Raw genomic sequence first — 24,845 nt, 5'->3', positions numbered from 1 at the left:
GACCTCGGATCTCCCCGTCACATCAGCCGATCACCGCCGCCCGCACGCACAGCACGTCCGGCAGATGTCCCGCGAGCTGCTGCCAGTTCTCCCCTTCGTCGGCGCTGGCGAAGACCTCGCCGTTGCGGTTGCCGAAGTAGATTCCGGCCGGGTCCGCCCCGTCCGTGCACATCGCGTCGCGCAGGACCGGACCGTAGTGCGCCTCCACCGGCAGCCCCGCCCCGAGTTCCTGCCAGCTCGCGCCCGCGTCCTCGGTGCGGTGGACGCGGCAGCGGCGCTCCGCCGGGACGCGGTCGGAGTCGGCGTTGAGCGGGAAGACGTAGGCGACACCGCCGCGTCTCGGGTGGCTCACCACGGGGAAGCCGAAATCGGAGGGCAGACTCCCTCCGATGGAGGTCCAGTTGGTGCCGTCGTCGTCGCTGCGGTAGACGCCCCAGTGGTTCTGGAGATACAGCCGGGACGGGTCGGCGGCGTCCCGCGCGACCTTGTGCACGCACTGCCCGTACTCGGGGAAGCGCATGTTCTCCGGGAGGAACACCGCCTCCACGCCGCGGTTGCACGGCTCCCAGCTCTTGCCCGCGTCGGCCGTGCGGTAGGCCCCTCCCGTCGAGACGGCGACGGTCACCCGGCGCGGGTCCCTGGGGTCGACAAGGATGGTGTGCAGACCGAGCCCGCCGCCCCCCGGCACCCAGTCCTTGCGGGTGGGGTGTTCCCACAGTCCGCGCACCAGCTCGAAGCTGCTGCCGCCGTCCTCGGAGCGGAACAGCGCACCAGGTTCGGTGCCGGCCCAGACGACGTCGGGCTCGTCCGCCCCGCCGGGCTGGATCTGCCACACGCGCTCCAGCGAAACCCCCGTGTCCTGGGGGAACTTCACGGCCGGCGCGGACGGTTCCGTCCACGTCGATCCCAGGTCGTCCGAGTGGAAGACCGACGGCCCCCAGTGCGCACTGTCGCCGCCGACGAGGATCCTGGGACCGGAGGCGCGGCGCGTATCGAAGCCGACCGAGTAGACCGCCTGTGCGTTGAAGTGCGGACCCTCGAACTCCCAGCCCGTTCCCCGCCGGCCGTTGACAGGCCGCCGCGCGAGGAAGAGCCCTTTCCGGGTGCCTACCGCGAGAAGTACGTCTGACATGTCTGATCCTGCCTCCGTGACGTCTTTGTCCGGGCTTTCCGAAGTGGCCACAGTCTGCACCCGGCCACTGACAATGACGCCACCGCGGAGGTCGCCGCAGGTGAGAGCGGCGCGTGCGTCCTCATGGGCACACGCGCCGGAGCGGGGCGGTTCGTGAGCAGGGTGCGGACAGGACGTTCCGTTGCGCCGGAGGCCGTCCTGCCGCCACCGGCCCTCCTGCCGCCGCCGGCAGGTGCTCAGTTCGCCGAGGGCCTCCGGCGGGGCGTGCCGGCCGGCGTCTGCGCCTGCCGCAGTACCTCGTACGGCTCCGGCTCGGTCCGCGGCTCCGGCGGGGCGGGAGCCCTTGTGGCGGTCAGCCGCCTCGCCTGCGCCGAATCGCTCCCCGCCGGGCTCTGTGCCGGGGGTCTGCCCAGTTCCCACTCCAGTTCGTAACGCGCGAAGAGTTCCGCACGCAGACGCGCCACCGGCATCGGCACGCCGGGGATCAGCACGGCGAACACGGCGCCCATCAACAGCGCGCGCAGCAGCGGATAGTCGGCGTCCGGGTCGGAAGATCCGTAACGTTCGACGGTCCTTCTCAGCAGAGCAGCCAGCCGCTGCTGCTCAGGACACTGGACGAATCCTTCCTGCTGGAGGATTCCGGCCATGTGCGCCCGCATCAGCACGGGGCGGTCCTGGGCCAGTCCGAGGATGGCGTCGATCGCACGCGCCAGGGACTCGTTCCCCGCGTCGGGGCCCTCCGGCAGCGGCTCACGCTCCAGGGCCTCCTGGAGCGTGAGGTGCATCAGACGGTGCACGGCGGACTGGAAGAGCTGCCGCTTCCCCGGGAAGTAGTACGAGATGAGCCCACGGGCCGAGCCCGCACGGTCCGCGATGTCACCCAGGGTCGTCGCCTCGAAGCCGCGCTCGCCGACGAGGTCGACCGTCGCCTGCAGCAACCGCTCGCGCGAGCGCCGGCGCAACTCTTCGTTGACCGAGGCGCTCCGAGGGGACATCCTGTTAACTCCTATGTTGACTGGCTCCGAGCCAATATACTCGTGGAGGCTTCGGACGCACGCCCCCGACCAGGCTGCTTCCGGCACGACCGCCGGTATTGGGCGACGCGGGGGATCGCCCAATACCGGCCTGCTCCGGCCCCTGCGCCTGTGTTCCGGAGGAGACGGGGCCCTCTCGTTCGCCCGGTCCGGGGCACCGGCGGCGCATCCGTTCCGTGAGTTGCCGCATCCGGCCGCGGAGCCACCCCGCTGCGCCGGCGCCAAGCCCCATTGCACACCGGCCCCAAGCCCGCTGCCCATTCGCGCAGTCGACGTGCCGGCCGGAGCCGAGGCCCCGCACAAGCGCACAATTCATCGTGTGCGAAACGTTGTTGAACTCGGGACGAGCAATAGAATGAATGGACGAACGCGCTGATACGGGCACTTGCGGCACTGCGGCCGAGCAGTCCCTCCCGCCCGGTCTGCGGCCTCCCGGTTCCCGCGGCTTACTAGGAGAGTCCATGCCGTTAGCGGTGGTCTCGCTCATCTGGGACGCACAGCACTCCTCCGGTTCACAGGACGTGAAGTACGACGACGACGGCTACTACCTCGTCCGCTTCCCCTACGGGCAGCAGGAGTCGTACGACCCCTGGAACATGCACGCCGCCCGTCGGGACGGCGACACCTCCAAGTTCCCCGACTCGCGGTCGGGCCTGATCCACCCCAGCCACGAGGGCTGGGGCGTCCTCTCCGCGATGGTCCACTGGTCGAAGGACGGCGAACCGCACGAGTACCGCGCGCGCTTCGTGCGCGACCCGCTCGGGGACGGATACGACTCGACGGCCACCACGGACGCCGCGGAGACGGGCGGCGGCCAGTACAAGGCGTACATGTGGCAGATGTTCGTGTACCCGGACGTGCCGCTCGGGCTGAAGGTCTCCGCACGGGGCAAGGGCGACAAGAAGATCCGCACGCCCTTGATGCACGCCCAGTTCAAACTGGCCATCCACACGGACGTGATGACGCCCTGACCCGGCCCCGCCGGGCGGGAGACGTCAGGCGGTGTCCCTGCCCGCGCCGAGGCGGCCCCTGTTCACCAGCAAATACCACAGGCCGATGGACGCCGCCGCCAGCGCGATGCCCAGCACCGCGCCGACCACGGTGTCCGTGAGCCAGTGCACCCCGAGCGCCACGCGGGTCAGGCACGCCCCGGCGACCGACAGACAGGCCAGGAGGAGCACGAGAGCACGCAACGCCCTGCCCGCCCCGGAGCGTTGCACCAGCCACACCACCACAACGCACGTGAGCGCGGCCGTCATGGCGTGGCCCGACGGCATCGCGGCGAAGTGGGCGGAGTCCACGGGCTGCTGCCACTTCGGACGCGGACGGTCCACCAGCGCCTTGAGCCCCTGCTGAACTCCCGCTCCCACGGCGGTCGTTGCCAGGCACCACAGCGCAAGCACGCCTTCCCCCCGAAGCCACACCCACAGCGCCGCCGCCCCGATCACGAGCCGCATCGTCACCGGGTCCCACACCCAGTCGGTGAGAACGCGGTTGGTCTCCGTCCAGGCCGGATGCGTCAGCGCCCGTGCGTGGAACCAGCCCGCGACTTCCTTGTCGGTGCTCAGCAGGGGCGGCCAGCCGACCGCGACGAGCACGATGACGGCCGAGGCGACGGCGCTCAGCGCGAGCGCGGTCCACAGCCATGCTGCCCCGGGGGCAGAGGAGTTCGCCGGTGAGGGTGCGTCGGTGGTCGGCGCGTGCGTCGGTCCGTGCATGGTCCGATCTTCACCCGGCGGGCACGTGCGTGGCTAACGCAGCGCGGACAGTCCCGGCACGAAAGCCACGACGAGTGGCACCGCGGGGACGAGCACGGCAGCCGCCGTCATCCGCAGCCGGCGCGAGACCGGCAGCCGGGGAGCGGCGGACAGCAGACGGTGCACCCTGCGGGGAACTTGGGCGAGCGGAGCGGGCGCGGGGCCGAACACACCGCTGTCCTCGTTGAGTTCGACCAGGGCCAGCGCGACGGTCCGGCGTCCGTACCGCTTCGAGGCGGCGTCGTCCGCGGCCATCTCGACCAGGGTGTGCACCTGGTCGCGGAACGCGGCGAAGACCGGCACCCGGGGGAAACCCGCCGCCAGCGCGGACGAGCAGTGCATCAGCAGGTCGTGACGGGCTCGCGCGTGTCCCTGCTCGTGTTCCAGGACCGCGTCCAGCTGCCGGCCCTTCAGCCGGCGCAGCGCGGCAGTGGTGACGACGAGCTGCGGTGTGCTGCCGGGCAGCCACCAGGCTTCCGCCTTGTCCCCTTCGAGGACCACCAGAGGGCCGCCGCCGGACGGTTCCTCGCCGGGCAGCCGCGGTGCCCGCTCGAGCAGCTCCGCACGCCTCCTGCGGCGCCGCACCCGTGCCTCGTGCACCTCGCGCAGCAGCATCGCGCCCGTCCACGCGCCGCCGCATGCCAGCAGCACCGCGAGGGCTCCGGCCCAGGGCCCGTACGAGCCGAGGCCGAGCCCGTAGGCCTCCTCGACGCCGCTGGGCGCCGGCGCGAACACATGACCGCGTACGACCTGCCAGGCCGCGGCCGCCGAGAAGGCCATGGCCAGCAGGCAGCACAGCAGTACGGCGGCGACGACGCACTGCCACACCCACAGGCCGAGCACCGGCTCCCGTTCCGGCCAGGACGAACGTGCCAGTACTCGGGGGGCGACGGCAGCGGCCAGGGCGCCGAGGACGAGCAGCGCCAGCGGGACCATCATGACCGCAAGACTATGAGCCGGCGGCCGCGGGGCGGTACGTCCACCGGTACAGAAGTGACCGATCCCTCACAGCATGAGGAGCATGGCCAACATGCCGGTGCCCATGGCGACTCGGCACGCCGACGCCAGCTCCGGCCGGTCGTGCGCCGGGCAGTCACCTCCGGGCGTCCCGGTCCCGGTCCCGGTCCCGGCGCAGGCCTCCGCCCCGACCACGGCGGCGCCGCGTGCGGGCGCAGGAAGCAGGAGCAGGCCGGTGCGCATCACGTACGCGGCGTAGTAGACCAGCAGTGCACCCGTCAGCAGCGGCAGCCCCGGAGCGACGTCGGCCGTGTGACCGCCTGACGCGGCGCCGTGCGGCCCCGGCATCGCCAGCGCCATGTAGATCATCGCGAGGGCACCGACGAGATGATGGAGGTGGTGTCCACTCCCGGACCGCTCCGGTGGGCCCCGCCCCCGCGGCGGCCGGGCCGCCCGCCGCGCCTCATGCAGCAGCGTCAGCTCCCGCACCCCCACCCCGGCGAAGAGCAGCAGAAGGACGAGCGGGGGCAGCCCCGCGGACACGCTGCCGGGCAGCGCCATGGCCGCCATCCCCAGCCCCATCAGGGCCTCGCTCCTGGCAGTACGCCGCCGCATCCCCCCGGCCCCCCGTGCGCGCAGCAGGCACACACAGGCGACGAACGCGCACAGTGCCGTCAGCAGCCAGCCGACGGTCGCTGAGCCGTGCATCGCGACCTCCCCGCTCGCCCCGTGGTGAGGCTTCCCGCCCGGCGCCGTCACACGGGAGCGCACAGGCGCAACGGGGGAGCGCTCAACCGCACGGCGTGGCCGCACAGTTGGCGGCCAACCGCGTCCGGGCCCCGGGTCAGATCCCCGGCCGGTAGCGCATCGGGTGGGTCTCGGGAACCTCTACGACGCAGATGCGCACGCCGTCCGGGTCGGCGATCCACATCTCGATCAGCCCCCACGGCTCCCGCACCGGCTCCCGCAGCACCTCTGCCCCCGCCTCGGCGAGCTCGCGGTGCGCCGCCGCCACGTCCTCGACCTGGAGCCACAGCTGCAGTCCCGGCGCGGGCGGGTGCTCGGAGCGGCCGGAGACCTCGAGGGAACCGCCGCCCAGGAAGTAGACCGTGCCGCGCTCCGGGCCCGTCCCGAACTCCCGCTGGACGGCCAGCCCGAGCGTCCGCCCGTAGAAGGTCCTCGTGCGCTCGGGGTCGGTCGGCCGCAGCAGTAGGCGGCTGCTGAGTACGTGCACCATGCCGGCCGACCCTATTCCCGGCGGCCCGGTATTAGGGTCGGCCACCATGGAGAACGTCAAGGAGAACGTGAAGGCGGGCGTCCAGGAGAGCGGCGGACCGGTCTTCCGCGTCGCCGGACCGGAGGACGTCCACGCACTCGTGGCACTCCTGGAGTCGGCCTACCGGGGCGACTCCAGCCGCGCGGGCTGGACCACCGAGGCCGACCTGCTGGAGGGGCAGCGCACCGATCCCCAGGGCGTCGGTGCCGTCGTCACCGGCGACGGCAGCATCATGCTCGCCGTCGAGCGGGCGGGGGAGCTGGTGGGCTGCTGCCAGCTGGAGCGGCGCGGCGACGTCGCGTACTTCGGGATGTTCGCCGTCCGTCCCGAACTTCAGGGCGGGGGCCTGGGCAAGGTGGTCCTCGCGGAGGCCGAGCGCACGGTCGTCGCCGAATGGGGCTCGCGCGAGATGCAGATGACCGTGATCCGGCAGCGCGAGGACCTGATCGCCTGGTACGAGCGTCGCGGCTACACGCGCACCGGCAAGCTGTCGCCGTTCCCGTACGGCGACGAGCGGTTCGGCATTCCGCAGCGCGACGACCTGGCCTTCGAACTGCTGGTCAAGACGCTTGGCGTGCCGCCGTCTTGATCTCCGGCAGGTCCGTCACCAGGCCGTCGAGTCCCAGCTCGCGGACCTGGTCCAGCTCCTCGCCGGTGTTCACGGTCCAGGCGATGACCTTGATCCCGTCGGCGTGGCAGCGCTCGACGGTCTCCGCCTCCAGCCACCGCAGTTCGCAGGAGACCATGAACGCGCCCAGCTCGCGGGCCCGTTCGGGCGCGGTGGGAGTCGAGCGGCCGGTCACGAGCACCAGCGGCATCTCCGGCAGGTGCGCGCGCACTTCCCGCAGCGCCTCGTCGTGGAAGGAGATGACGGTGACCCGGTCGTGCAGCCCGAGTTCACCGATCACTCCGGTCAGCACCCGGGCCGCCGCCCGGTCCTTGATCTCGGCCTGCAGCGGGGAGCGCACGGCCTCCGCGACCTCCTGGAAGGTCGGGACGCGCTCGCCCTCGCCGGCGTCCAGCTCACGCAGCTCCGCCAGGGTGAAGTCGCTGATGGCACCCGAACCGTCCGTGGTCCGTGAGACGTCGGCGTCGTGCATCACGACCAGCTCGCCGTCCTTGCTCAGGTGCAGGTCCAGTTCGATGACGTCGACGCCCTCGTGCTCGGCGCGGACGAAGGAGCGCAGAGTGTTCTCGGGCTCGACGCCCATCACCCCGCGGTGGCCGACGATGAGCAGTGACAAGGCGCTCTCTCTTTCCTCCGGGACGGCGCACGGCGTGACGTGCGCGGCGGACAGACTAGCCGTCGTGCCCGGAGCGACTCCGGCCCGTCCTGCTCGCGCGGAGCAGCACAGCACGCCCGGCGGTGCTGCGCGAGGCGGCCCGGTGCCGGAGGGACCCACAGAAGGTGAACGAACACCCGGCGGACCGTGCGGAACGCACACACGCGACGAAGAAGAAGGAGCAGCACGTTGAGCGGCAGCAGCGCGCCCCAAGGTCCCGAGCGCCTCGCCCCCGGGGCCCGCGAGATGATGGAGGCCATGACGGCCGTCTTCCCGGACGTCGGCGTGACCGTCCACGACGCGGCGGAGGCACGGCGCATCTTCGCCCGGTCGCTGCCGGAGCCGCCGCGCGAGCCGCCCGTGGGCGAGGTGTCCGACCGTCTGATCCGCGGGCCCGAGGGTGCGCCCGACCTGCCCGTGCGGATCTACCGACCGTACGAGGAGGACGCGGTGCCCGGTGGTGGCCCCACGGTGGTCTTCTTCCACGGAGGCGGCTGGGTCCTGGGCAACCTCGAGACGCACGACGCGACGGCGCGCGCCATGTGCCGCGCCTCCGGGGCCGTCGTCGTCTCCGTCGACTACCGCCTCGCGCCCGAGACCCGCTTCCCCGGGCCGGCGGAGGACGCCTACGCAGCGGTGCGCTGGGCGGCGGGGAACATCGCGGAGCTGGGCGGCGACCCGGAGGCGCTCCTGGTAGCGGGCGACAGCGCCGGCGGCAACCTCGCGGCGGTGTCCGCCCTCATGGCCCGCGACTGCGGCGGTCCGAGGATCGCGCATCAGCTGCTGATATATCCCGTCCTCGATCCGCTGGCCGAGACGGAGTCCCGCCGTGTGAACGCGGAGGGTTATTTCCTCACCGAGGTCGCCATGCGCTGGTACGGAGCGCAGTACTTCGGCCCCGACGGCGACCCGGCGCACCGCTACGCGGCGCCGCTGCGGGCGGATCTGCCGGGTCTGCCGCCCGCGCATGTGATCACCGCGGGCTGCGACCCGCTGTGCGACGAAGGCCGTGACTACGCGGCGAAGCTGAGCGACGCCGGTGTGCCGGTGAGCGAGGCGCACTTCCCGGGCATGTTCCACGGCTTCCTCGGGGTCGGCGACCTGCTCCCGGACGCCTCCGAAGCCATGGCCGGACTGGGCAAAGTCATTGCCTCCACCGTGGCAAACAGGAAGATCCACGGTGAACACGGGGGTTGAGGAGGACGATTTCCTGTCTCCTCCACTTGAGAGGGGCACCGGTCCCGGCTACCTTTTTCATGACGCCAGGTTCTTCTGTGGAGGGGTAGTCATGACGGAAATGCTTTCGTCCAAGGTCGCGGATGTCCGGGGGATGTCCGCCGAGCGCGTGGTCGAACACCCGGCATGGGCAGTGCTGAAGGACGCCGTCGAAGCCATCCGCCCCGCACAGTCGAAGGACGGCTCGATCGACTTCGAGGCGGAGGGCGCTCCCGCGCGCGACGCCGTGGAAGCCGGTGTGCAGCGGGTCTGCGACGCCGTGCGGGACCTCTCACCGCTGCTGCCGCACGACGCCGCCTACCACGAGGCAATGGTCGCCGACCTGTGCCGCTGGGCCGCCGGCGGCTTCGGCGTCCCGGACTTCCTCGACTCCCTGCTCGCCTTCCAGCCGGCGCAGAACCGCCGGGACGGCCTCCAGCACCTCGTCGTCTTCCCGATGTACACCCAGAACGGCAACCCCGACCGCAACCTCGAAGCGGTCGTGCTGCGCATGGTCTGGCCCGACTGGCTGGCCGAACTGGAGCGCACCCGCTACGACAACCCGCTCTTCTGCGGCATCACCTTCGAGGACTTCACCTCCGGCTACGACACCAACTCGGCCGTCCTCTTCCCGGAGACGGTCGCCGTCCGCGAGGCACCGGAGCGCTTCTCCTGGGGCGGCATCTTCTGCGACCGCGAGGCGGCACGCTTCCGCCGCGTCGTCGATGCCGCATGCGACGTCACGAGCCTCGAACTGCCCGACGTCGTCCGCGGACTCGTCGCCGACCAGGCGCGCTGCCAGCAGACGTTCGTGCTGTGGGACATGATCCACGACCGCACCCACAGCCACGGTGACCTGCCCTTCGACCCGTTCATGATCAAGCAGAGACAGCCGTTCTGGATGTACGGGCTCGAAGAGCTGCGCTGCGACCTGACCGCCTTCCACGAGGGCGTACGCCTGGAGGCCGACGGCTATGCGCAGGGCCGTGACGTGCAGTTCGCGGTGCTGCTGGACCGCCTCTTCCGCTTCCCGGTCACAGGTGAGCGCAACCGCAACTACGACGGCCTGGGCGGCCAGCTCCTCTTCGCCTACCTCCACCAGCACGGGGCGCTGCGCTGGAGCGACAACAAGCTCGCCATCGACTGGGACCGGGCCCGCCAGGTGACGGTGCGGCTGCGTGAGGAGATCGAGACCCTCTACCGCGCGGGCATCGACCGTCCCAAGCTCGTCCACTGGTTCAAGGCGTACGAGCTGGTCTCCGCCTACCTGGCCCCGCACCCCGGCTCCACATGGGCCAAGGGCCCCGACGCGCTCGACCTGAGCCTGCCGCCGCGCAAGCTCGTGGACGAAGTGCTTCCGGACGAGTTTCCGCTGAGCATGTTCTACGAGGCCCTCGCGAAGAAGCTCCGTTCCGTGATCGCATCGACCAAGGGCATCACGGCGGAGGCACCCGTGCGGGCCGCCGCCTGAGCTCGCGGGCGGACAGTACGGGCAGGCGGCGGGGCGTCGAGGACCAGGAGGCGACAGCAATGAGCGACAAGGCGGCACACGGATACCAGGGCAACGGCAGGGGGAGCCTCGAAGGGTCCGTCATCGCCGTCGCAGGCGCGGCGGGACCGGCCGGCGCGGCCACGCTCGCGCGGCTCGCCGAGGAGGGGGCCACGGTCGTCGGAGCCGATTCCGACGTCGAGCGCCTCGCCCAGGCCGTCGACACGGCCCGCTTCGCCCACGGCGGTGCGAGGGTGACGGGCGAGACCGTCGATCTGCTGGACCTGGCGGCGACGCGCGAGTGGGCCGCCCGCACCGAGAAGGAGTTCGGCAAGGTGCACGGGCTCGTGCACCTTGTGGGCGGCTGGCGTGGCTCGGCGTCGTTCGCCGAGACCGATCTCGCGCACTGGGACACACTGCACGATCTGCTGATCCGCACCGTCCAGCACACCTCCCTCGCCTTCGAGGCCCCGCTGACGCGCAGCGGCAACGGCCGCTTCCTGCTGGTCAGCGCCGCGGGGGCGAGCAGCCCCACCGCGGGCAACGCCGCCTACTCGGCCTCCAAGGCTGCGGCGGAGGCGTGGACGCTGGCGCTCGGCGACGCCTTCCGCAAAGCGGGGGGCGAGGCCGGGCCGTCCGCCGCCGCTGCCATCCTGGTCGTCAAGGCACTGGTCAGCGACCAGATGCGGGCCGAACGCCCCAATGCGAAGTTCTCGGGCTTCACCGACGTCAAGGACCTGGCCGGTGCCATCGCCGGCACGTGGACCACGCCCACCGAGGAAGTGAACGGACAACGCCTGTGGCTGACCCCGAAGCCCTGAACACCGACGCCAAGCGCCGCCACGACCCCGCCATCCGCGGATTCGCCAGCGACAACTACGCCGGCGCGCACCCGGAGGTCCTGGCGGCGCTCGCCCTGGCCAACGGCGGTCACCAGACCGCTTACGGCGACGACGAGTACACCGCGCATCTCCAGCAGACCGTCCGTAGCCACTTCGGCCCGCGCGCCGAGGCCTACCCGGTCTTCAACGGCACCGGCGCCAACGTGATTTCGCTGCAGGCGCTCACCGACCGCTGGGGCGCGGTGATCTGCGCCGAGACCGCGCACATCAACGTCGACGAGTGCGGCGCCCCGGAACGCGTCGGCGGGCTGAAGCTGCTGACGGTCCCGACCGAGGACGGCAAGCTCACCCCCGAGCTCATCGACCGCGAGGCGCACGGCTGGGACGACGAGCACCGGGCGATGCCCCAGGTCGTCTCCCTCACGCAGAGCACCGAACTCGGCACCCTCTACTCGGTGGAGGAGATCCGGGCGATCTGCGACCACGCCCACGAGCGCGGCATGAAGGTGCACCTCGACGGGGCCCGCATCGCGAACGCCGCCGCGGCGCTCGACAGGCCCATGCGTGCCTTCACCAACGCCGCGGGCGTAGACGTCCTCTCCCTCGGCGGCACGAAGAACGGGATGCTCTTCGGCGAGGCCGTCGTCGTCCTCGACCCGGACTCGGTGCGTGCGATGAAGCACGTGCGCAAGCTGTCCATGCAGCTCGCGTCCAAGATGCGCTTCATATCCGCGCAGTGGGACGCCCTGCTCTCGGGCGACCTGTGGCTGCGCAACGCCCGCCATTCCAACGCCATGGCGCGCCGTCTCGCGGAGGGCGTCAAGGACGTCGACGGGGTCGAGATCCTCTATCCCGTCCAGGCGAACGCGGTCTTCGCGCGGCTCCCGAACGAAGTCAGCGAGCGCCTCCAGAAGCGCTACCGCTTCTACTTCTGGAACGAGGCGGTGGGCGACGTTCGCTGGATGTGCTCCTTCGACACCAGCGAGGAGGACGTCGACGGGTTCGTCGCGGCGCTGCGCGAGGAGATGGGCCGCTGACGGAAGGGCCGGCGGGGCCGGGCCGTGCAGGCACCGGCCGCCGCACCCGTCGTCGGGACCTCTTCCCGGCCTGTCCGGCCCGGCCGCGCGGGAGTTACATGGCCCTCGCCTCGGCGGGGGTCGGCGCGGTTCCGCCCATGTGGGCCGGAAGCCACCACTTGTCGTCGGGCCCGCTGGGGGTGCCCGGGTACGCGTGCTGCGCCGCCTCCAGCAGTCCCTGCATACGTTCGCGGACCCGGGAGGTCAGCCCTGCCGCGGACTCGCCCGCGGTGGTGTGCAGCGCTTCTCCGACGCGTATGCAGACGGGGAAGTGGTTGCGCCCGAAGTCCCGCTTGTGGCCCTTGGTCCACATACGCTGCGTCCCCCACAGTGCGACCGGCACCAGAGGGACGCGGGCCTCCTGTGCCAGCCTGGCGGCACCGGACTTGAAGTCCTTGAGCGTGAAGGAGCGGGAGATGGTCGCCTCGGGGAAGACCCCCACGATCTCGCCCGCGTCCAGCGCCCGCAGCGCGTGCTTGTAGGCGTCCTCGCCCTGCGAACGGTCCACCGGTATGTGCTTCATCGCCCGCATCAGCGGCCCGGACACCTTGTGCCGGAAGACCGACTCCTTCGCCATGAAGCGCACCAGCCGCTTCGAGGGCAGCGCCGCGAGCCCGGTGAAGATGAAGTCCAGGTAGCTGATGTGGTTGCTCACCAGCAGTGCGCCGCCCCGCCTCGGCACGTGTTCGGTCCCCTGGATGTCGAAGCGCAGGTCCAGCGCCTTGAACCAGGCGCGTGCCGTGGCGATCACGGGTGGGTAGACGAGTTCTGCCATGTCCGGAGCCCTTCCTTTCCGTCCTGGGAGGGAGCGGCTCCCGCCAGGTGCGCAGCCATGTACCTACGGCTGCGTAACTTCGGTCCGCCGCCGATGGTTCCCCATCGGCCTCGCGTTGGCTACACCCGGGACCTGCGCGGAGGCCGGGGCCGGAGGGGAATGTCCGTCCCGTGCGGCTGTGCTGCACACTCGGGACGCGGGAGCGCGTTGCAGGCCACAGGAGCGGACGGCAGGAGAGCGGAGTGCGGCAGCAGAGCGGTGACGGAGGCGCGCGCCTGGGCGCGGAGACGCTGGGGCCGGGCGTCCTGGGGCGGCGGGCGACGCTCGTGCAGTTCTCCAGCGCCTTCTGCCAGCCGTGCCGAGCGACGCGGCGCGTCCTCCGCGAGGTCGGCGGGATGGTTCCCGGCGTGACCCATGCGGAGATCGACGCGGAGGAACACCTCGCCCTCGTAAGGGAGTTGGGGATCGTGCGCACTCCGGCCGTGCTCGTACTGGACGCCGACGGGCGCGAGGTGAGCCGTGCCTACGGACAGCCGCGCAGGGCGGACGTCATCGCGGCGCTGGGCACGGTGGTCGAGGCGGGCGAGGCGGGCGAGGCGGGGGAGACGGGCAGCGCGGCGGGGGAGGGTCCCGGGGGCGGCGGCCGTCGCGCGGAACCGGTTGAGCCGGGGGCCACGGCCTCCCGTGATTGATCTCGCATCGCGCGGCGACTTGCTTGACCCCTCCATACCGCCTCGGCACGGTGACAGCGCGGTCACCGGCGGCCTCGCCGGACGGCCGCCGTGATTGAGTTGGGCTCGTGCTCCAGGTGCGCCCGGGTTGGCAAGGTCACAGTTCGGGGCCTTGAGAACGGGGTACGCGCTATGTGTACTGGCGAGTAATATCGAGGACGGGGTGCCGGTTCAGCGACGGACCGGAACCGTAGGACAAGCAGTAGGAGAGCCGGCGTGAGCTTGAGGATCGTTGTCTGTGTGAAGTACGTGCCCGACGCCACCGGCGACCGGCACTTCGCCGAGGACCTGACCACCGACCGCGACTCCGTGGACGGCCTGCTCTCGGAGCTGGACGAGTACGCGGTCGAACAGGCCCTCCAGATCGCCGAGGACGCCGACGACGCGGAGATCACCGTGCTGACCGTCGGACCCGAGGACGCGAAGGACGCGCTGCGCAAGGCGCTGTCCATGGGTGCCGACAAGGCCGTCCACGTCGAGGACGACGACCTGCACGGCACCGACGTGCTCGGCACATCCGCCGTACTGGCCAAGGCGATCGAGAAGACCGGGTACGACCTGGTCATGTGCGGCATGGCCTCCACCGACGGCACGATGGGCGTGCTTCCGGCGATCCTCGCCGAGCGCCTGGGCGTGCCGCAGGTGACGCTGCTGTCCGAGGTCTCCGTCACCGACGGCAAGGTCAACGGGCGGCGCGACGGCGACACCGCGACCGAGCACCTCGAGGCCTCCCTGCCGGCCGTCGTCTCGGTCACCGACCAGTCCGGCGAGGCTCGTTACCCGTCCTTCAAGGGGATCATGGCGGCGAAGAAGAAGCCGGTGGAGTCCCTGGACCTGGACGACCTGGACATCGAGGCGGACGAGGTCGGACTCGAGGGCGCCTGGACGAAGGTCGACGACGCCACGCCGCGTCCGCCGCGCACCGCGGGCACCGTTGTCAACGACGAGGGCGAGGGCGGCAAGCAGCTCGCCGAGTACCTCGCGGGCCAGAAGTTCATCTGAGGCCCGCCCGAGCGACACGCACCTGATGCGAACGCCCGCCCGCACCATCCGCCCCATTCTTCCGCAGGAGCAACCCCATGGCTGAAGTCCTTGTCTACGTCGACCACGTGGACGGTGCCGTCCGCAAGCCGACCCTCGAACTGCTCACTCTGGCCCGCCGCATCGGCGACCCGGTCGCCGTGCACCTCGGCGCGGGCGCCGACGAGGCCGCGAAGACGCTCGCCGAGTACGGAGCCGTGAAGGTACTGGCCTCCGACAGCGGTGAGTTCGCCGACTACCTCGTCGTGCCGAAGGTCGACGCGCTGAAGGCTGCCTACGACGCCGTCTCGCCCGCCGCCGTCCTCGTCCCCTCGTCCTCGGAGGGCAAGGAGATCGCCGCCCGCCTCGCGGTGCGCATCGGCTCCGGGATCATCACCGACGCCGTCGACCTGGAGGCGGGCGACGAGGGGCCGGTGGCCTCGCAGTCCGTCTTCGCCGCGGCGTTCACCACCAAGTCCCGTGTCAGCAAGGGCACTCCGGTCATCACGGTCAAGCCCAACTCCACCTCCCCGGAGGCCGCGCCGGCCGCCGGTGAGGTCGAGCAGCTCTCGGTGTCCTTCGGTGAGACGGCGACCGGCACCAAGATCGTCTCCCGCACGCCCCGTGAGTCGACCGGGCGTCCGGAGCTGACCGAGGCCGCGATCGTCGTCTCCGGCGGCCGTGGCGTGAACGGTGCGGAGAACTTCCACGTCATCGAGTCCCTGGCGGACTCCCTCGGCGCGGCGGTCGGCGCCTCCCGCGCCGCCGTCGACGCCGGCTGGTACCCGCACTCCAACCAGGTCGGCCAGACCGGCAAGACGGTCTCCCCGCAGCTGTACATCGCCACCGGTATCTCCGGCGCGATCCAGCACCGGGCCGGCATGCAGACGTCCAAGACCATCGTCGCCATCAACAAGGACAGCGAGGCACCGATCTTCGACCTCGTCGACTACGGCGTCGTCGGCGACCTCTTCGAGGTCGTGCCGAAGCTGACCGAAGAGATCAAGAGCCGCAAGGGCTGACCCTCCCCGCCGGGCCCTCTGCGGCCCGGGCCGCTCCGCTGCCCCCGCACGCCACCGGCATGCGGGGGCGGCGCACTGTGTTCCGCTTGTTCTGCCGAGAGCAGGACGGCGCCTGCGCCTTCCCCGGGACGGGCACACTCGCGGAATGCGACTCCTGATGCTGGGCGGGACCGAGTTCGTGGGCAGAGCCGTCGCCGAGGCGGCGCTGGCGCGCGGCTGGCAGGTGACGGTCTTCCACCGGGGACGGCACGCGCCGCCCCCCGGCGTGCGGGTCCTGCGCGGCGACCGCTCGTCCGGGGACGGCCTCGCGGCGCTCGGTCAGCAGGAGTGGGACGCCGTAGTGGACACCTGGACCGGCGCGCCCCGCGCCGTGCGCGACGCGGCACGGCTGCTGTCGGGCCGGTGCCAGGCCGGGCTGTACGTCTACATCTCCAGCCGGTCGGTCTACGCCGAGCCCGTCGTGGCGGGTGCCGACGAGACCGTTCCGGTCGTGGACGCCTCACCGCACGACACGGAGGCCGGGGACTACGCCCGGGCCAAGCGGGGAGGGGAGCTCGCCGCCGCCGCTGCCTTCGGCGACCGGGCCCTCTTCGTGCGGGCGGGCCTGATCACCGGCCCCGGTGAGAACGTCGGCCGCCTCCCGTGGTGGCTGCTGCGCACCGCCCGGGGCGGCGCCGTGCCGGCACCCGGCCCGCCCGGACTGCCGCTCCAGTACATCGATGTGCGCGACCTGGCCGAATGGGTGCTGTCGGCCGTGGCCCGCGGACTCGGCGGCACCTACAACGTGGTCTCGCCGCCGGGGCACACGACGATGGGCGAACTGCTGCGCAACTGCGTGGAGGTCACCGGGGGCCGTGCCCAACTGTGCTGGCGCAGGCCGGAGTCCGTGCTCGCGTCCGGCGCCGAACCGTGGACGGGGCTCCCCGTGTGGCTGCCCCCGGACAGCGCCGACTACGACCACATGCACCGGTGTGACGTCTCCAGGGCGCTGGCCGCGGGACTTCGCTGCCGCCCGGTGGAGGAGACGGTGGCCGACACCTGGGCATGGCTCCGGCGGATCGGCGGAAGAGCCCCGATGAGGGCGGACCGGCCGCCGAAGGGTCTGGACGAGGAGACCGAAGCGAGGCTGCTGGCGATGCCGGACTGACGGTTGACCTGTGCGGAAGGCCGCGGATAGCGTCTTAAACGAATTGTTGAATCCGCTGGCCGGGAGGCCGGAGGCAGACCGGCAGAGGAGCCTGGCGTGGGTGAGGACGCGGACGTGGCCACGAGCCTGCCGGACGGCGTGAGCGAAGAACTCGCGGCGCGGCTCGCCCCCGTCGACGCGGAGCTCGCCCGCCGCTACCCCGGTGAGCCGCCGCACCGCCAGCCCGTGCACACCGTGTACGTGCCCGCCGACGCCGTCACGTCCGGGACCGCACGCGAGTGGGGAGAGCAGGCGCGGGAACTGCTCGACGAACACGCCCCGGACGCGGCCTCCTTCGCCTCCGTGCTCGGCCTGCCTCCGCAGCTCGCGGGGCCCGTCCACGACCGCGTACGGGCGAAGCTGGAGCGCGAGCCCGTCGAGGACCTGCGCATCGACTTCGAGGACGGCTACGGACTCCGTCCCGACAGCGAGGAGGACGCGGCGGCTGCCCGCGCGGCCCGGCTGGTCGTGGCCGCCTCCCAAGAGGGCGGCGCACCCCCGTACATGGGCATCCGCATGAAGTGCATGGAAGCCGACGTGCGCGACCGCGGCATCCGCACCCTCGACATCTTCCTCACGGGCCTTGCCGACGCGGGCGGGCTGCCCGCCGGGCTGGTGCTCACCCTCCCCAAGGTCAGCCACCCCGAGCAGGTCGCGGCGATGGCGCGGCTGTGCGGGGAGTTCGAGGCGGCACGCGGACTGCCCGAGGGCCGCATCGGCTTCGAGATCCAGATCGAGACCACCCAGTCGATCCTCGGCCCCGACGGGCGAGCCACCGTCGCCCTCATGATCGACGCGGCCGGCGGGCGTGCGACTTCTCTCCACTACGGCACCTTCGACTACAGCGCGGCGTGCGGCGTGAGCGCCGCCCACCAGGCGATGGACCATCCCGTGGCCGACCACGCCAAGGCCGTCATGCAGGCCGCCGCCGCGGGGACGGGCGTGCGGCTGTCCGACGGGTCGACGAACATCGTCCCCAGCGGCCCCACCCAGCAGGTGCACGACGCCTGGAGGCACCATCACGCCCTCGTGCGGCGGTCGTTGGCCCGCGCCTACTACCAGGGCTGGGACATGCACCCCGGCCACCTGCCCACGCGCTACGCCGCCGTCTACACCTTCTACCGCGAAGGCATGGAGCGGGCCGCCGCCCGGCTCGCCGCCTACACCGGCCACACCGGCGCGGACGCCGCCGTGATGGACGAGCCCGCCACCGCGCGCGCACTGAGCAACTACCTGCTGCGCGGCCTGGATTGCGGCGCTCTGTCACCGGGCGAGGTCGCGAAGCACTCCGGGCTGACCCGGGCGGACCTCGACCGTCTCGCCGGACGGGCCTCGCAGACGCAAGTCAACTCCGGCTCGTAGTCTGGCCCCTTCGGCACGCGGCAAAGGGGACGGGCAGTGCGGACACCGGGGGATCGGCCGCCGGAGGGCGGCGGAAGCGGCAGCACGGGCCCCGCGGACAGCGACGGGGGCCCCGCGGGCAGCAACACGGGCCCCGCGGGCGGGAGCACGGACCCGGCGGAGGTCGGCAGAGTCCTCGCGGGGCGCTACCGCGTGACCGGCCGCATCGGCCGCGGCGGAATGGGCGTGGTCTGGCGCGCCGTCGACGAAGTGCTCGGCCGGGAGGTCGCGGTCAAGGAACTGCGCACCTTCACCGACGCCGGCGCCGGTGAACTGGACGGGCTGCGCACCCGGATGCAGCGGGAGGCGCGGGCCGCCGCGCGAGTGCGGCACGCGGGCGTGATCGCCGTGCACGACGTCGCACAGCACGAGGGGCGCCCCGTCATCGTGATGGAACTGATCGAGGGCCCCTCCGTCGACGACGTGCTCCGCGAGCGACGCACCCTGGAGCCGCGGGAGGCCGCCGCCATCGGCGCCGAGGTGATGGACGCCCTCGCCGCCGCCCACCGCGCCGGAGTGCTCCACCGGGACGTCAAGCCGGGCAACGTTCTCCTGGAGAACGGCTCCGGGCGCGTCGTCCTCACCGACTTCGGCATCGCCTCCGTGGAGGACCCGGACGACGGTGCCGGCACCCAGCTGACCGGAAGCGGTGAACTGGTCGGCTCACTCGACTACTTGGCGCCCGAACGTGCGCGCGGCGAGGAGCCGAGTGCCGCCTGCGACGTATGGGCACTGGGCGCGACGCTGTACGCCGCCGTCGAAGGCGCCGTCCCCTTCCGCCGCACCTCGACATGGTCCACGCTCAACGCCATCGTCGTGGAACCTCTCCCCGAACCGCGGCGAGCCGGGCCGCTCGGGCCCGTACTGGCCGAGCTGCTGGAGAAGGACCCGGCGAAGCGGGCCGGCGTGGAGCGCGCGAAGGCACTGCTGGAAGCCGTCGCGAAGGGGACGGAGCCGCCCGCCGGTCCCTCCGCGACGATGCGGCTCGGCACGGCCGCAAGGCCGGGCAATGACGGGTACGGGCAGGCTTCCCCTGCCGGGAGGGCCGAAGTCGCGCCCGCGCAAGGGCAGTCGGGGCGGCAACCGCTCGCGGCAGGCGACCCGGACAGCGCCTGGCCCCCTCGGGCCGGCGATCCGCAGGGTGCGCACGGCCCGGCTACCGCACATGCGCCGGCAGCGGCGGAGCCTCCAGCCCCCGGCCACGGCGGCGACACCGACCGGCACACCGTCCCCACCGGCGCCGCACGGCCCCGCGGGCGCCGCCGGGCCCTGATCGCGGCCGCCGCGGCCGTCGCCGTACTGACGGGTGCCGGCGCCGCCTACGCGGTGATGTCGGGGACCGGCGCAGAGGGTGGCAACCGCGCCGGCGGAGGAGCCGGCGACGGCAGGGCCGCGGGCGCGGGGAAGTCCGGATCCGGCAGCGGCGCGGGCAGCGGCAAGGAGAAGGAGGGGCCCGCCCCCGGCGGCAGCAAGACCTCGGCGGGCGAGCCGGGCGCCTCGGGCGGCCCCGGCGAGGGCAAGGGAAGCGGCGAGAAGGCCGACAGCGGCGACGGGACGTCCGGCGCGGAGACGGGCGGCACGCTCCCCGGCGGCTCGGACGGCTCTTCCGGCGGGGGAGACGGCGGTGGCGGCAGCACCGGCGGCAGCGGCGGTGAGCCCGCACCCGACCCGGCCTGCCAACCGCGGGGCGGGGGCAAGTTCGACTGCACGGTGTGGAAGACGGCCACGTCCTACAACGACGCGCACGAGCCGGTGGGTCAACTCAACGCCGGCGTGAACTACTTCTATTGCCAGGCCAAGCTGACCCAGCGCGAGACCTCGGGGCGCTGGACCAATGTGTGGTGGGCGAAGACCGACGACGACAGCGGCAACTCCGGCGTGTTCGTCAGCGACGTCTACATCAAGGGCGGAGACAACGACCGGCCGGTCCCCGGACTTCCGGGCTGCTGACGCCCGGCGGCAGGTACAACGGACCACATGGACGACCGGAATTTCCTCGACCACGTCGCCGGCGCGCTCGCATCCTTGCCCGCGGTGCGGGCGGTCGCGCTCGGCGGGTCCCGCGCCCAGGGAACCCAACGGCCCGGCAGCGACTGGGACTTCGCCCTCTACTACCGGGGCTACTTCGACCCGGCTGACCTGCGGGCCCTGGGCTGGCCGGGTGAGGTGAGCGGGATCGGGGAGTGGGGCGGCGGTGTGTTCAACGGCGGTGCCTGGCTGACGATCGACGGCCGCCGCACCGACGTCCACTACCGCGATCTGGACGTGGTCGAGCATGAGATCGCCGAGGCGCAGGAGGGCCGCTTCCACCGGGAACAGCTCATGTTCCACCTGGCCGGGATCCCCAGCTACCTCGTGGTCGGCGAACTCGCCCTCAACCGGACGCTGCGCGGTGAACTGCCGAGCCCGTCCTACCCGCGCGCTCTGCGTGCCTCGGCGTCCGTCCAGTGGCGTGAGACGGCCCGGGCCACGCTCTCCTACGCCCGGACCAACTACGCACCGCGCGGGTGCCTCACGGAACTCGCCGGATCGGTCTCCGTCGCGGCGATGCAGTACGCGCACGCCGTGCTCGCCGGCCGGGGCGTCTGGGTGACGAACGAGAAGACACTGCTGGAGCGCGCCGGGCTGCGCGGCATCGACGAGGTGCTGGCCTCGGCGAGCACCCGGCCGGACGACCTCGAAGAGGCCCTGCGCGAGGCGGAGGCCCTCTTCGAGTCCGTCGTGCCGGACTGACGCGACGTCCGGTGTGCCCGGGACGCAACTCCCGTGCACCGGAACGGACTTCACGCCCTCGCTCGCAGGTGCCAGGTGCCAGGGGAGCAACACGGGACAGGTGCGCCGGAGCGGTGGCGCCAAGTGCGCTCAGGCCGGCGGCAGTTCGCCGGAGCCCCGCGCGATGAGCTTCGTGGGGTGCGTCTTCAGGCACGGCGGGTCCTGCGCGCCCTCCAGCCGCCGGAAGAGCAGATCGGCCGCGCTGCGCCCCAGTTGGGCCGGGTCCTGCGCCACGACGCTGACCGGGGGCGAGAGCATGTCGGCGAGCTCGAAGTCGTCGAAGCCGAGCAGTGCCACGGGCCGCCCCACCTCTGCCAGCACCCGCACCAGCGTGACCGTCACCCGGTTGTTGCCCGCGAAGAACGCGGTGACCGGTTCGGGGCCGGCCAGCATGCGCTCGGCGTCCGCGCGTACACGCGAGGGGTCCGTGGCGCCCGGAGCCATCCAGCCCGGATGCACGGGAAGCCCCGCTTCGGACATCGCCGCCTCGTAGCCCCGTATCCGTTCGTGCGCCGTGTGGATGCGGGGCAGGTCGCCGATGAAGCCGATGCGCCGGTGTCCGTGCGCGACCAGATGCGCCACGCCCTCGCGCGCACCGGCGAAGCTGTCGACCAGGACCTGGTCCGCCTCGATGCGGCCCGGCGGCCGGTCGACGAAGACTGTGGCGACTCCGGCCGCTATCTCGGGTTCGAGGTAGCGGTGGTCGTCGCTGGCCGGGACGATGACGAGGCCGTCCACGCGCCGGGCGCACAGGGCGAGCACCAGCTCCTGTTCGCGTGCCGGGTCCTCGGCGCTGGAGCCGTTGATCAGCAGCGCCCCGTGCGCGCGGGCGACTTCCTCGACGGCACGGCTCAGCGGCGCGTAGAAGGGGTCGGCGAGATCCTCCAGGACGAGTCCGATGCTGGCCGTGCGGCCCTTGCGCAGGATGCGCGCGCTGTCGTTGCGGCGGAAGCCGAGAGCGGTGATCGATTCCTGTACGCGCCGCTCGGTGTCGGGCGAGACGCCCGCCTCCCCGTTGACCACTCTCGAGACGGTCTTCAGGCCGACGCCGGCGCGGGCGGCGACGTCCTTCATGGTCGGCCGGTTGCCGTACCGCCCGGATGACGGGCGGGCGGCGGCGGAACGTACGGAGTCGGGCACGGTGTTGGGATCCCCCTCGTGAGGCGCGGAGCGGCAGGCGAGCAGCATAGCCGTCCCGCACAGCGGTCTGGACAACGTTGTCATAACGCGCCAGACTGATCTCTCGACCGTTCCCGGCAGGGGGCGGGTCTGCGGCCCCCTCCACCGGGAGAACATCACCACATGCACACGGACATCGTCGCGGCTCTCGACATCGGCGGAACGAAGATCGCAGGCGCGCTGGTGGACAGCGGCGGCGACCTGCTCCTACGGACCCAGCGCCCCACACCGCCCGCAGGAGACGGCGAGCAGGTGATGGCAGCCGTGGGCGAGGTGCTGGGCGAACTCGCCGCCTCGCCGCTGTGGGCGGCAGCCCGTGCCGTGGGCATCGGGAGTGCGGGCCCGGTGGATTCCAACGCCGGCACCGTCTCTCCCGTCAACATCCCGGGCTGGCGCGACTACCCGCTCGTCCAGGGGGTTCGTGAGATTGCCGGCGGCCTGCCCGTGACCCTCGTCGGGGACGGGGTGGCGATGGCGGCGGCCGAGCACTGGCAGGGCGCGGCCCGGGGGCGCGCGAACGCACTGTGCATGGTGGTCTCCACCGGCGTCGGCGGCGGACTCGTCCTCGGCGGCGAGCTTCACCCGGGGCCCACCGGCAACGCCGGCCACATCGGTCACATCAGCGTCGACCTGGACGGCGACAGCTGCCCGTGCGGCGGCCGCGGCTGCGTCGAACGGATCGCCAGCGGCCCCAACATCGCCCGCCGCGCCCTGGAACGGGGCTGGCTGCCCGGCCCGGACAAGGACGTCTCGGCCGCCGCCGTCGCGGCCTCGGCTCGGGCCGGCGATCCCGTGGCCGTGGCGTCGTTCGAGCGCGCGGCCCGTGCGCTCGCCGCCGGCATCGCCGCCACGGCCACGCTCGTCGAGATAGAGATAGCGGTGCTCGGCGGGGGAGTGGCCAAGTCGGGCGAGGTCCTCTTCGCGCCGCTCCGCAGGGCGCTGCGCGAGTACGCGACGCTGTCGTTCGTGCGGGGCCCGGAGATCGTGCCCGCCCAGATGGGCACCGACGCCGGCCTCATCGGGGCGGCGGCGGCCTGCGGGGACGTCAGGCCCGCGAGGGCTGCGCGCGCAGGGCGGCGCGTACGTACTCCGTCGGCGGAAGGCCGACCGTGCCCGTGAAGTCCCGTACGAGATGGGCCTGGTCGCTGTACCCGAGCTCGCCGGCCAGCCGGGCCCAGTCGGTGTCCGGGCGGCCGGCGGCCTGCTCCATCGCCTCGTGGATGCGGTAACGCAGGATGACCCACTTGGGGCTCACGCCCACGCAGGCCGCGAAGAGCCGCTGAAGCGACCGCACCGAGACGCCCTCGCGGCGGGCGAGTTGCTCGACGCGTGTGATGCCGCGGTCGGTACGCACGAGATGGGCCAGCTCCATCGCACGCCAGGCGGCGGGGTCGGCCTCGGGCCCCAGGTCCAGGAGGAAGGCGTCAAGCGCCTCGACCCTGGCGTCCTCCTCGGCAGGGGAGAGCACGGCGTCGGGAAGTGTGTGCGCGAGGCCGGGAAAGATCTCGCCGAGCGGGGCCCTGCGGCCCGTCAGTCCCGCCACGCTTCCGGTGCCCCGGCGGGCGAGGAACGGCCGGAAGCCGCCGGGGCGGAACTGGACGCCGCACACCCGCCCCGTACTCTCCAGCGTGATCGAGAACAGGCCCTGCCCCACGCCGGCCACCTCGGCCTCCGCGGGGCCCGTACCGCGGCGCTGGAAGACGAGGTTCACCGAGGGATGCGGCACGACCTGCGAGAGGTGGGGCTGGTCCAGCTGCCAGTCGATCAGCCAGTAGTGCTCCACGTACGGACGCAGCGGCGCCGCGGCCGTGCGGCGCCTGAAACGCACACGTGAGAACAGCTCACCCGCGTCGACGATGCCCCTGGTGTCGCTGCGCGGCGTGTGCCCTCCGTACCCGCCCGCCGCGACCCGGGAGGCGGGGCCGTCCTCGCGGTGCTCACCTGCCATGCCGCCCGATCCTATGCCCGCGCCGCTGTCGCGTTTCTTCAAGCCGTGGCCCGCACGGCCGCCGTAGCGTTCCGGACATGACGAACGAAATCTCCCCACTGCTCGAAGGGGCCGCCGCACAGGCCCGCCCGGTGGTGCACCGCGTGCGGGACGAGCAGATGGGCTTCCCCACACCGTGCAGCGAGTACGACGTGAGCGCGCTGCTCAACCACCTCCTCCACGTGGTCGTGAGCTTCCAGGCCCTCGCCGCAGGGGGAACCGCGGACTTCTCCAGTACCCCCGACTACCTGGACGGCGGCAGGGCGGACTGGCGCGGGCGCTTCGAGGAGGAGACCGCGCGACTGGTGGAGGCGTGGTCCGCCCCCGGTGCGCTCGAGGGCAGCTCGCAGGGCATGGGACTGCCGCAGCGCACCGTCGGCGGGATGGTGCTCGGCGACCTGACCGTGCACGCCTGGGACCTCGCGCGTGCCACGGGCCAGGACTTCCGCCCGTACGGGCCGAGCCTCCCGGTGCTGCTCGAAGGCTGGAGGGAACTGGCGCCCATGGGACGGAAGATGAAGGTCTTCGGTGAACCCTTCCCGGTCTCCGGGAGCGCGTCCCCCTTCGACGAACTCATTGCGCTCAGTGGCCGCGACCCGGACTGGCGCCCGCCCGCGCGGTCCTGATCCCTTCGCTCTCCGGCCGTCCGAGGACCCGGGAGAGCCGCCCAGGAGGTGCCGCGCCGTCGCACAGTGGTGAAATCCGCCGCGT

At 72.3% G+C, this 24,845-nt stretch carries 25 protein-coding genes and 1 pseudogene; 16 read left to right on the top strand and 10 right to left on the bottom strand.

Going from position 1 to position 24,845, the window contains the following annotated elements; all coding sequences use genetic code 11:
* Nucleotides 1-22: 22 nt before the first annotated feature.
* A complete protein-coding gene (locus EV375_RS01645) occupies nucleotides 23-1,132 on the bottom strand; it encodes an exo-alpha-sialidase (protein ID WP_130297847.1) in 1,110 nt (369 codons plus the stop codon).
* Between the two features lie 236 nt (nucleotides 1,133-1,368).
* Complete coding sequence (locus tag EV375_RS01640) at nucleotides 1,369-2,127, bottom strand: TetR/AcrR family transcriptional regulator (protein ID WP_130297846.1); 759 nt, start codon at nucleotides 2,125-2,127, stop codon at nucleotides 1,369-1,371.
* Nucleotides 2,128-2,627: 500 nt separating this feature from the next.
* Here EV375_RS01640 and EV375_RS01635 point away from each other — a divergent pair, with 500 nt between their 5' ends.
* Complete coding sequence (locus tag EV375_RS01635; protein WP_130297845.1) at nucleotides 2,628-3,137, top strand: hypothetical protein; 510 nt, start codon at nucleotides 2,628-2,630, stop codon at nucleotides 3,135-3,137.
* Between the two features lie 24 nt (nucleotides 3,138-3,161).
* Here EV375_RS01635 and EV375_RS01630 read toward each other — a convergent pair whose 3' ends face one another.
* From EV375_RS01630 to EV375_RS01615, 4 genes are all read right to left on the bottom strand, one after another.
* The gene (locus EV375_RS01630) at nucleotides 3,162-3,884 is read right to left on the bottom strand and encodes a phosphatase PAP2 family protein (protein WP_130297844.1); all 723 of its coding nucleotides are present in this window, start codon (nucleotides 3,882-3,884) and stop codon (nucleotides 3,162-3,164) included.
* Nucleotides 3,885-3,917: 33 nt separating this feature from the next.
* Entirely contained in the window at nucleotides 3,918-4,862 is a 945-nt protein-coding gene (locus EV375_RS01625; RefSeq protein ID WP_130297843.1) for a M56 family metallopeptidase, read from the bottom strand.
* 66 nt (nucleotides 4,863-4,928) lie between these two features.
* Complete coding sequence (locus EV375_RS01620) at nucleotides 4,929-5,588, bottom strand: DUF5134 domain-containing protein (RefSeq protein ID WP_130297842.1); 660 nt, start codon at nucleotides 5,586-5,588, stop codon at nucleotides 4,929-4,931.
* A 136-nt stretch (nucleotides 5,589-5,724) separates the two neighbouring features.
* Nucleotides 5,725-6,117: a VOC family protein gene (locus EV375_RS01615; protein WP_130297841.1), complete on the bottom strand. Its 393-nt coding sequence runs from the start codon at nucleotides 6,115-6,117 to the stop codon at nucleotides 5,725-5,727.
* 46 nt (nucleotides 6,118-6,163) lie between these two features.
* Between EV375_RS01615 and EV375_RS01610 the strand changes: the two genes are divergently transcribed.
* Entirely contained in the window at nucleotides 6,164-6,745 is a 582-nt protein-coding gene (locus tag EV375_RS01610) for a GNAT family N-acetyltransferase (protein WP_130297840.1), read from the top strand.
* Here EV375_RS01610 and EV375_RS01605 read toward each other — a convergent pair.
* A complete protein-coding gene (locus tag EV375_RS01605; RefSeq protein WP_130297839.1) occupies nucleotides 6,717-7,400 on the bottom strand; it encodes a glycerophosphodiester phosphodiesterase family protein in 684 nt (227 codons plus the stop codon). The two genes, EV375_RS01610 and EV375_RS01605, sit on opposite strands and share 29 nt — an antisense overlap.
* A 228-nt stretch (nucleotides 7,401-7,628) precedes the next feature.
* On the opposite strand from EV375_RS01605, the gene EV375_RS01600 reads away from it, so the two are divergent.
* The 4 genes from EV375_RS01600 (at nucleotide 7,629) to EV375_RS01585 (ending at nucleotide 12,022) form a co-directional block, all read left to right on the top strand.
* On the top strand, nucleotides 7,629-8,636 hold the full coding sequence (locus EV375_RS01600) for an alpha/beta hydrolase (protein ID WP_486588223.1): 1,008 nt from the start codon (nucleotides 7,629-7,631) through the stop codon (nucleotides 8,634-8,636).
* Nucleotides 8,637-8,727: 91 nt separating this feature from the next.
* The gene (locus tag EV375_RS01595; RefSeq protein WP_130297838.1) at nucleotides 8,728-10,125 is read left to right on the top strand and encodes a DUF6421 family protein; all 1,398 of its coding nucleotides are present in this window, start codon (nucleotides 8,728-8,730) and stop codon (nucleotides 10,123-10,125) included.
* A 59-nt stretch (nucleotides 10,126-10,184) separates the two neighbouring features.
* Nucleotides 10,185-10,964 (top strand): SDR family NAD(P)-dependent oxidoreductase, encoded by a 780-nt coding sequence (locus tag EV375_RS01590; RefSeq protein WP_130297837.1) that lies wholly within the window; start codon nucleotides 10,185-10,187, stop codon nucleotides 10,962-10,964.
* A complete protein-coding gene (locus EV375_RS01585; RefSeq protein WP_130297836.1) occupies nucleotides 10,943-12,022 on the top strand; it encodes a threonine aldolase family protein in 1,080 nt (359 codons plus the stop codon). The genes EV375_RS01590 and EV375_RS01585 overlap by 22 nt, the downstream gene beginning before the upstream one ends.
* 94 nt (nucleotides 12,023-12,116) lie before the next feature.
* Here EV375_RS01585 and EV375_RS01580 read toward each other — a convergent pair whose 3' ends face one another.
* Nucleotides 12,117-12,836, bottom strand: coding sequence for a lysophospholipid acyltransferase family protein (locus EV375_RS01580; protein ID WP_130297835.1), 720 nt, complete (start codon nucleotides 12,834-12,836; stop codon nucleotides 12,117-12,119).
* A gap of 170 nt (nucleotides 12,837-13,006) precedes the next feature.
* Here EV375_RS01580 and EV375_RS01575 point away from each other — a divergent pair.
* The 7 genes and pseudogenes from EV375_RS01575 to EV375_RS01545 all read left to right on the top strand — a co-directional run.
* Nucleotides 13,007-13,411: pseudogene (locus tag EV375_RS01575) on the top strand (thioredoxin family protein); the annotation flags it as partial.
* A gap of 372 nt (nucleotides 13,412-13,783) precedes the next feature.
* A complete protein-coding gene (locus EV375_RS01570) occupies nucleotides 13,784-14,569 on the top strand; it encodes an electron transfer flavoprotein subunit beta/FixA family protein (protein WP_130297834.1) in 786 nt (261 codons plus the stop codon).
* Between the two features lie 77 nt (nucleotides 14,570-14,646).
* Complete coding sequence (locus EV375_RS01565) at nucleotides 14,647-15,609, top strand: electron transfer flavoprotein subunit alpha/FixB family protein (RefSeq protein ID WP_130297833.1); 963 nt, start codon at nucleotides 14,647-14,649, stop codon at nucleotides 15,607-15,609.
* A gap of 145 nt (nucleotides 15,610-15,754) precedes the next feature.
* Nucleotides 15,755-16,756 carry an NAD-dependent epimerase/dehydratase family protein gene (locus EV375_RS01560; RefSeq protein WP_130297832.1) on the top strand — a complete coding sequence of 334 codons (1,002 nt, stop codon included), beginning with the start codon at nucleotides 15,755-15,757 and terminating at the stop codon, nucleotides 16,754-16,756.
* Between the two features lie 96 nt (nucleotides 16,757-16,852).
* Entirely contained in the window at nucleotides 16,853-18,157 is a 1,305-nt protein-coding gene (locus EV375_RS01555) for a DUF6986 family protein (protein ID WP_130297831.1), read from the top strand.
* A gap of 36 nt (nucleotides 18,158-18,193) precedes the next feature.
* Complete coding sequence (locus EV375_RS01550) at nucleotides 18,194-20,146, top strand: serine/threonine-protein kinase (RefSeq protein ID WP_486588222.1); 1,953 nt, start codon at nucleotides 18,194-18,196, stop codon at nucleotides 20,144-20,146.
* A gap of 27 nt (nucleotides 20,147-20,173) precedes the next feature.
* Nucleotides 20,174-20,929, top strand: coding sequence for a nucleotidyltransferase domain-containing protein (locus EV375_RS01545; protein ID WP_130297830.1), 756 nt, complete (start codon nucleotides 20,174-20,176; stop codon nucleotides 20,927-20,929).
* A 129-nt stretch (nucleotides 20,930-21,058) separates the two neighbouring features.
* Here EV375_RS01545 and EV375_RS01540 read toward each other — a convergent pair whose 3' ends face one another.
* Entirely contained in the window at nucleotides 21,059-22,042 is a 984-nt protein-coding gene (locus tag EV375_RS01540; RefSeq protein ID WP_486588683.1) for a LacI family DNA-binding transcriptional regulator, read from the bottom strand.
* Nucleotides 22,043-22,270: 228 nt separating this feature from the next.
* Between EV375_RS01540 and EV375_RS01535 the strand changes: the two genes are divergently transcribed.
* Nucleotides 22,271-23,266 (top strand): ROK family protein, encoded by a 996-nt coding sequence (locus EV375_RS01535; RefSeq protein WP_130297828.1) that lies wholly within the window; start codon nucleotides 22,271-22,273, stop codon nucleotides 23,264-23,266.
* Here the strand turns inward: EV375_RS01535 and EV375_RS01530 are convergent.
* Nucleotides 23,193-24,095: a helix-turn-helix domain-containing protein gene (locus EV375_RS01530; RefSeq protein ID WP_130297827.1), complete on the bottom strand. Its 903-nt coding sequence runs from the start codon at nucleotides 24,093-24,095 to the stop codon at nucleotides 23,193-23,195. The two genes, EV375_RS01535 and EV375_RS01530, sit on opposite strands and share 74 nt — an antisense overlap.
* On the opposite strand from EV375_RS01530, the gene EV375_RS01525 reads away from it, so the two are divergent.
* Together EV375_RS01525 and EV375_RS01520 are read left to right on the top strand one after the other, a co-directional pair.
* Entirely contained in the window at nucleotides 24,030-24,176 is a 147-nt protein-coding gene (locus tag EV375_RS01525) for a GAF domain-containing protein (protein WP_130297826.1), read from the top strand. The two genes, EV375_RS01530 and EV375_RS01525, sit on opposite strands and share 66 nt — an antisense overlap.
* Nucleotides 24,173-24,760 (top strand): TIGR03086 family metal-binding protein, encoded by a 588-nt coding sequence (locus EV375_RS01520; protein ID WP_130297825.1) that lies wholly within the window; start codon nucleotides 24,173-24,175, stop codon nucleotides 24,758-24,760. The genes EV375_RS01525 and EV375_RS01520 overlap by 4 nt, the downstream gene beginning before the upstream one ends.
* The last annotated feature ends 85 nt before the right edge of the window (nucleotides 24,761-24,845 follow it).

It is taken from the genome of Streptomyces sp. CNZ301 (assembly GCF_004217425.1).
The sequence above is the reverse complement of the archived record's forward strand: the minus strand, read 5'-3'. Positions and strand labels throughout refer to the sequence as shown.